Source organism: Brevirhabdus sp., assembly GCF_052826345.1.
Genome location: NZ_JBRBUA010000036.1, coordinates 1 through 7260, shown reverse-complemented (window position 1 = coordinate 7260; position 7260 = coordinate 1). Strand labels below are relative to the sequence as shown.

Here is a 7260-nt window from a genome sequence, read left to right as displayed (position 1 = left end):
TTGGCGTTGATCAGATCCTGCGGCATTACCGTGTCGATCTCGACCGACGACATGCGCTCCTTGATCGCGCGCTCCATGCGCAGCAGACCGACGCGGTACTGGTTTTCCATCAGCTCGCCGACAGAACGCACACGCCGGTTGCCCAGGTGGTCGATGTCGTCGATGTCGCCCTTGCCGTCGCGCAGTTCGACCAGCGCCTTGATGCAGGCGATGATGTCCTCGCGGCGCAGGGTGCGCACCGTGTCTTCGGCATCCAGGTTCAGGCGCATGTTCATCTTGACCCGGCCCACGGCCGACAGGTCGTAGCGCTCGGAATCGAAGAACAGCGTGTTGAACAGCTGGCTCGCGGCCTCGACCGTCGGCGGCTCGCCGGGGCGCATCACGCGATAGATGTCCATCAGCGCGGTGTCGCGGCCCATGTTCTTGTCGGCCGCCATCGTGTTGCGGATGTAGGGGCCGACATTGACGTTGTCGATGTCGAGCACGGGAATGGAATCGATCCCCGCGTCCAGCAGCTCCTTGAGGGTGCCGCCGGTGACGTCGCCATCCTTGTCGAGCTCCCAGGTCAGCTCATCGCCGGCCTCGACATAGATCGCGCCGGTTTCCTCGTTGATGATGTCCTTGGCGACGAACTTGCCGATGATGTGGTCGAACGGCACCAGGACCTCGTTGACCTCACCGGCCTCGATCAGCTGCTTCACCGCGCGCGGCGTGACCTTCTTGCCCGCCTCGGCGATCACCTCGCCGGAGCTTGCATCGACGATGTCATGCGCGGGACGCGTGCCGCGGATGCGTTCGGGGAAGAACTTGGTGGCCCAGCCCTTGTTCTTGATCTGGCGGAATTCGACGGTGTCGTAATAGGCATCCATGATGCCTTCCTGATCCAGACCCAGCGCATAGAGCAGGGTGGTCACGGGCAGCTTGCGGCGACGGTCGATGCGCGAGAAGACGACATCCTTGGCGTCGAATTCGAAATCCAGCCAGGAGCCGCGGTAGGGAATGATCCGGCAGGCGAACAGCAACTTGCCCGAGGAGTGGGTCTTGCCCTTGTCATGGTCGAAGAACACACCGGGCGAGCGGTGCATCTGCGACACGATCACCCGTTCGGTGCCGTTGACGATGAAGGTGCCGTTGGGCGTCATCAAGGGCATGTCGCCCATGAACACGTCCTGTTCCTTGATGTCCTTGACGGATTTCGCGCCCGTGTCCTCGTCGGTATCGAACACGATCAGACGCAGCGTCACCTTCAGCGGCGCGCTGTAGGTCATGTCACGCTGCTGACACTCCTCCACGTCGTATTTCGGCTTTTCCAGCTCGTATTTCACGAACTCCAGCACCGCGGTCTCGTTGAAATCCTTGATCGGGAAGACCGACTGGAACACGCCCTTGATGCCCTCGCCGTCCAGCGGCGCCGCCTGGTCGCCGGACCTCAGGAACAGGTCGTAGGAGGATTTTTGAACCTCGATGAGATTCGGCATTTCCAGGACTTCCCGGATCTTGCCGTAATATTTGCGGAGTCGTTTCTGGCCAAGGTAGGTCTGAGCCATGTGCTGAGTCACCTTCTCTACTTCGCGGGCACGGGGCCGTCGGGCCTCGGCGCCATGCCGCACACGAATAAAAGGGGGTTCGAGCCTATTCCAGCCGTCCGACCCATTGGACAGCACCCGACCGTTGAACCTTACCCAAGAAAAACCCCGCGGTCGGGGCCTTGCCAAGACAGGTTCGGCCAAGACCGACGCATGTCGGTCCCGGCCAGATTTTCGGGATCAAGCGAGGCGCGCGCAGGCGCGCCCCGGCACGATCACTTCAGTTCGACTTCGGCGCCGGCTGCTTCCAGCTTGGCCTTGACTTCTTCGGCTTCGTCCTTGGACACGCCTTCCTTGACGGGCTTGCCGCCGGCTTCGACCAGTTCCTTGGCTTCTTTCAGGCCAAGACCGGTGATCGCGCGGACCTCTTTGATGACGTTGATCTTCTGGGCGCCGGCGGCCTTCAGGATCACGTCGAATTCGGTCTGCTCCTCTTCGGCAGCGCCACCGGCGTCGCCTGCGGGGCCGGCCATCATGACGGCGCCACCGGCTGCCGGCTCGATGCCGTACTCGTCTTTCAGGATGGTTTTCAGCTCTTGTGCTTCGAGAAGGGTCAGACCCACGATCTCTTCTGCAAGTTTCTTCAGATCAGCCATAATACTGTTTCCGTTTCTCTAGATGTGTTCCAACGCAGAGGTGTTCAACCCCACGAGGTTCCATGATTGCTTTACGCGGCTTCGCGCTCTTCCAACGTCGAAAGGATGCTCGCGATGTTGCTTGCAGGCGCGCCAATGGCCCCGGCGATGTTGCTGGCGGGCGCACCGATGCTGCCCACGATCGAAGCGATAAGCTCCTCCCGCGACGGCATCCCTGCGACGGCCTTCACACCGGCGACGTCCAGAGCGTTCTCACCCATAGCACCACCAAGAATGACAAACTTCTGATTGTCCTTGGCGTACTTGTCGGCCACTTTCGCGGCCGCCACCGGGTCCTCGGAATAGGCGAGAACGGTCATGCCCGTCAGATAGTCGGCGATGCTTGCGCAGGGCTTCCCATCCAGGGCGATCTTGGCGAGCTTGTTCTTGGCAACGCGAACGGAACCTCCGGCTTCGCGCATTTGCGAACGCAGGTCCTGCATCTCGGCAACCGTGAGACCCTCGTAGTGGGCAACCACAACGACGCCAGAGCTTTCGAAGATCTGGCCGAGTTCCTCGACCACTTTCTCTTTCTGGGCTCTATCCACAGTTTCACTCCAAGTTTGGAGGGTTTCCCCTCCGGCTCTCGTTTTCCCCGGCGTACCGGGGTTCGGGTCCAATTTCAGGGTCCCGAGGCCAACATCGCCCGAGGGTCAGCCCCCCAGAGAAATCGTCTCGTTCCCCATCTCGGGAAGGATTTAACGGGCGTGCGCCCCACCCTCCGTCTCGGACAGGACGGGGCGGCTTGCGCCCCGCCATTCGACGAAGGGCCGAAGCCCCGCGCCAAATCTCGTCAGGTTCAGTTGCCGGTCGCCGATCCGACGGCGACGGACACGCCGGGGCCCATGGTGGAGCTCAGCGAAACCTTTTTCATATAGGCGCCCTTGGCACCCGCGGGCTTGGCCTTGGACACCGCGTCGACAAAGGCGCGGACGTTTTCCACCAGCTTGCCCTCGTCGAAGGACAGCTTGCCGATACCGGCGTGCACGACGCCCGCCTTTTCGGCGCGGAACTGCACCTCGCCACCCTTGGCGGCCTTGACCGCCTCGGCCACATCCATCGTCACCGTGCCGACCTTGGGGTTCGGCATCAGGTTGCGCGGGCCCAGCACCTTGCCCAGACGGCCGACGATCGGCATCATGTCGGGGGTCGCGATGCAGCGATCGAAATCGATCGTGCCACCCTGGATGGTTTCCATCAGGTCCTCGGCGCCCACGATATCCGCGCCCGCTTCCTTGGCCTCATCGGCCTTGGCACCACGCGCGAAGACCGCCACGCGCACCGACTTGCCGGTGCCGTTGGGCAGGGTCACCTTGCCCCGGACCATCTGGTCGGCGTGACGCGGATCGACGCCCAGGTTCATCGCGATCTCGATGGTCTGGTCGAACTTCGCCTTCGCATTCGACTTGATCAGCGCGACGGCCTCTTCGACGGTCAGATCGGCCTTGTCGGCGAACGCCTTCTTGGCCTCGGTCATTCTTTTTCCGGTTTTTGCCATGATCTCAGCCCTTCACCTCGATGCCCATCGACCGGGCAGACCCCAGAATGATCTTCATCGCCGCGTCAACGTCGCTGGCGTTCAGATCCTTCATCTTGGCTTCGGCGATTTCGCGCACCTGCTTGACCGAAACCGTCCCGACGGTTTCGCGCGACGGTGTCTTGGCGCCGGATTTCAGGTTCGCGGCCTTCTTCAGATAGTAAGACGCGGGCGGCGTCTTGATGTCCATCGTGAAGGACTTGTCCTGGTAATAGGTGATCACGGTCGGGCACGGCGCGCCAACTTCCATGTCCTGCGTCTTGGCGTTGAACGCCTTGCAGAATTCCATGATGTTGATGCCGCGCTGACCCAGCGCCGGGCCGACCGGCGGGCTGGGGTTCGCCTTGCCCGCGGGCACCTGCAATTTCATCTTGCCGACAATCTTCTTGGCCATCCGGCCTCTCCTTCTGTCACCGCACCACCCACGCGAGGGCGGCACATCGGTTTAGTGGTCCGGCATCTCGGGCGCGCCCGCTCTGCCTCCCACGCATATCACTCAGCCGTCTTTCGACACCTCGGTGAATTCCAGCTCGACCGGGGTGGCCCGACCGAAGATCGACACCATCACCTTCAGGCGCTGCGCGTCGTCGTCCACTTCCTCGACCATGCCGTCGAACCCCTCGAACGGCCCGCCGTTGACCTTGACCTTTTCCCCGATATCGAAGGAGATCAGCTGGCGCGGCGCCTCCTGCCCTTCCTCGACACGGTTCAGGATCTGGTTCACCTCGGCGTCGCGCATCGGCATCGGGCGGCCCTGCGGCCCCAGAAATCCGGTCACGCGGTTGATCGAGTTGATCAGGTGATAGCCGCGATCCGACATCTCCATGCGCACCAGCACATAGCCGGGCATGAAGCGGCGTTCGGCGGACACCTTCTTGCCGCGCCGGACCTCGATGACCTCCTCGGTCGGGACCAGCACTTCCTCGATCTCGTCCTCCAGGCCGGCTGCCTCCACGTCATGCCGAATCTGTTCGGCGATCTTCTTCTCGAAGTTGGAAAGCACGCTGACCGAATACCACCGTTTCGCCATGTTCCCGCTCACCTCGCCTTGCTCCGGCACCCGCCGAAATGTCGTTCAATTTCAAACGGATCAACCGTCAACCGCCGAATGAAAACAGCGTGCAACACGAATCGGTGGCACGCTTTATCGGGGATCGAGGCCTCCACTACAGCCGTTACCAAGCGAATTCAAGGCCAAAGGCGGCGGGATTTCCCGCGCGCCACGCGGACCTGTCTGCCGGAATTCAACCTGACACCGCCGGACACCGCCCGCGTCGGGCCAGCCTGTCCCGGCGCTTTGCCCTACTGACCGAAAAAGGTCAGGATCGTCGTCAGCCCGGTGCGGATCAACCAATCCACGAAGAAGAAGAACACAGCCGTCAGCGAAGCCATGACAAAGACCATCACCGTGGTCAGCAGAACCTCTCTGCGGGTGGGCCAGACGACCTTCGCGATCTCCGCGCGCACCTGTTGCAGGAACTTCAGGGGGTTTGCCATTGCCATACTGCGCTGTCCATCCTTTGCCGGTTGCGGGCAGTTACGCCCTTGCAGCCCGGAATTCAACCCTGCGAAACGCCCGGCGCCGCCACACTGGCCAAAAGGCCGCGAAAGCCACGGCGATCCGGTGCGTGATGGCGGATCATGGGCCTGTTCAGACAGTCGCCGCGCACGCAGGGCGCACATGGATGGACGGTCTGGCAGGGGCTGAGGGACTCGAACCCACGACCCTCGGTTTTGGAGACCGATGCTCTACCAACTGAGCTAAACCCCTAAGGCCGAGGCCGGTCGTATGGCCAATCCGCACCGAAATCAAGAGCGGTTTTCATCATGGCGGCTGGTTTCGCGCGCCCGCGCTTGTTAACACGGTTTCATTGGAACGGAGTGCATTCATGTCGACATCTGCGGACGCGCTGAGGCGCCGCCCCTGGGAATCGCTGCCCCATCGCTTTCTCGGTCGGGCCCGCCGGGTTCCCACGATGCTCAGCCCGCTGGAACAGCAGCTCTATTTCTGGCTCGCGTCCGAACATGCGACCGGGCGCGGCGAGATCGTCGATCTGGGCGCCTTCGCCGGGGGATCTACCGCCTGTCTCGCGGCCGGGCATATCTTCGCGGCGCTCGACACCAGGCTGCACGCCTTCGACAAGTTCACCGCAAGCGACAAGGTCAAGCAAAAGGTGCTCTACGCCAATCGCATCGCGCCCTTCGAAGGCGAGGATATCCTGCCGCTGGCGCGCGAGTTGCTGAAACCCTGGGAAGGGCGCGTGGTCTTCCACAAGGGCGAGATCACCGAACAGGGCTGGGACGGCGCTCCCATCGAGATCCTGACGCTGGACGCCTCCAAAATCGCGGAGAAGACCGACCGGATGGCGGAAATGTTCTTTCCGGCGCTGGTGCCGGGGCATTCGGTGATCGTGCAGCAGGACTACCTGCATTATTCGCAGCCCTGGGTCGTCGCCCAAATGGAACTGCTGGCCGATCATTTCGACTTCGTTGCCTTCTGCCCGCGCGACAGCATGGTTTATCAATGCACGCGCGCGATAGATGCGGAGGCGCTGGAGGCTGCGGAAACCGCGCTGCTGACGGATGCGGAGCTGTTCGACCTGATTGCCGCGGCGCGCAAACGTCACGCGGGTCTCGGCATCGACGAAAGGTTCGAGCGGATGACGGCGGCGCTGCGCGCCAATCCCGGCCAGCGCACGGCATGGAAGTTTCGCGCGCCGCAACCGGCCTAAAGCCAGCGCAGGAACCGCAGCAACAGCAGGATCGCCGCGGCCACCCCCGCCAGAATCGCGCAAAACAGCCAGAACGCAGAGGCCGAGGCAGCGCCCGGCAAGCCGCCCAGATTGACCCCCATCAGGCCCGTCAGGAACCCGAGCGGCAGAAACACCGCCGAGACCACCGCCAGAATGTAAAGATTGCGATTCAGCCGGTCCGACAGGGCACTGGTCAGCTCGTCCTTGACGACCTGCGCGCGATCGCGGATCGCGTCCAGCGTCTCGACGGTGCGGGTCAGGCTGTCCTGCGCCTCGGACAGATGCCGCAAATCGAGCGGCAGCAGCCAGGCCAGATCCGAGCCGCGCAGCGCCGCGACGGCCTCGCGCTGCGGCGCGATATGGCGGCGCAACTGTATCGTGCGGCGGCGGATCTCGGTCACCGGGCGCCGCTGCGCGGCGTCGGGGCGTTCCACGACGGTTTCCTCCAGTTCGTCGGTCTCATCATCCAGCGATTGCAGCACCGGCTCGATCCGGTCGGAAAGGCGGGTGATAAGCGCGGATATGAACTCGCCGGACGACTGCGGCCCGGTGCCGCCTTCCAGCCGGTCGGCGATATCCAGCACCGCGCGCAGCTGACGCTTCTGAAGCGATATGATCCGGTGCGCATCGACCCACAGGCGGATCGATACCATGTCTTCCGGCTCCGCCCCTTCGTTGAGGTTGACGCCGCGCAGGATCATCAGCGCCCCGTCGGCGATCGGCGTGGTGCGCGGGCGGGTTTCCTCGGC

The 7260-nt window shown here is 63.0% G+C and carries 8 protein-coding genes, 1 tRNA gene and 1 pseudogene; 1 reads left to right on the top strand and 9 read right to left on the bottom strand.

Annotation, left to right across the window (positions count from 1 at the left end):
* From ACU0BR_RS05025 to ACU0BR_RS04990, 8 genes and pseudogenes are all read right to left on the bottom strand, one after another.
* Positions 1-1547: pseudogene (locus ACU0BR_RS05025) on the bottom strand (DNA-directed RNA polymerase subunit beta); the annotation flags it as partial.
* Between the two features lie 254 nt (positions 1548-1801).
* Entirely contained in the window at positions 1802-2182 is a 381-nt protein-coding gene (gene rplL / locus ACU0BR_RS05020) for a 50S ribosomal protein L7/L12 (protein ID WP_446155755.1), read from the bottom strand.
* A gap of 71 nt (positions 2183-2253) precedes the next feature.
* Positions 2254-2769, bottom strand: a complete 516-nt coding sequence (gene rplJ / locus ACU0BR_RS05015) for a 50S ribosomal protein L10 (RefSeq protein WP_446155754.1) — start codon at positions 2767-2769, stop codon at positions 2254-2256.
* A 251-nt stretch (positions 2770-3020) separates the two neighbouring features.
* A complete protein-coding gene (rplA, locus tag ACU0BR_RS05010; protein WP_446155753.1) occupies positions 3021-3719 on the bottom strand; it encodes a 50S ribosomal protein L1 in 699 nt (232 codons plus the stop codon).
* A 4-nt stretch (positions 3720-3723) separates the two neighbouring features.
* Positions 3724-4152 (bottom strand): 50S ribosomal protein L11, encoded by a 429-nt coding sequence (gene rplK, locus ACU0BR_RS05005; protein ID WP_446155752.1) that lies wholly within the window; start codon positions 4150-4152, stop codon positions 3724-3726.
* Positions 4153-4254: 102 nt separating this feature from the next.
* Positions 4255-4788 carry a transcription termination/antitermination protein NusG gene (gene nusG, locus ACU0BR_RS05000; RefSeq protein ID WP_446155751.1) on the bottom strand — a complete coding sequence of 178 codons (534 nt, stop codon included), beginning with the start codon at positions 4786-4788 and terminating at the stop codon, positions 4255-4257.
* 272 nt (positions 4789-5060) lie between these two features.
* Entirely contained in the window at positions 5061-5261 is a 201-nt protein-coding gene (secE, locus tag ACU0BR_RS04995; RefSeq protein WP_446155750.1) for a preprotein translocase subunit SecE, read from the bottom strand.
* 192 nt (positions 5262-5453) lie between these two features.
* Positions 5454-5529, bottom strand: a tRNA-Trp gene (locus ACU0BR_RS04990).
* Between the two features lie 118 nt (positions 5530-5647).
* On the opposite strand from ACU0BR_RS04990, the gene ACU0BR_RS04985 reads away from it, so the two are divergent.
* Positions 5648-6490 (top strand): hypothetical protein, encoded by an 843-nt coding sequence (locus tag ACU0BR_RS04985; RefSeq protein WP_446155749.1) that lies wholly within the window; start codon positions 5648-5650, stop codon positions 6488-6490.
* Here ACU0BR_RS04985 and ACU0BR_RS04980 read toward each other — a convergent pair.
* Positions 6487-7260, bottom strand: a 774-nt coding sequence (locus ACU0BR_RS04980) for a zinc transporter ZntB (protein ID WP_446155748.1), incomplete at its 5' end; no start/stop codon positions are given. The two genes, ACU0BR_RS04985 and ACU0BR_RS04980, sit on opposite strands and share 4 nt — an antisense overlap.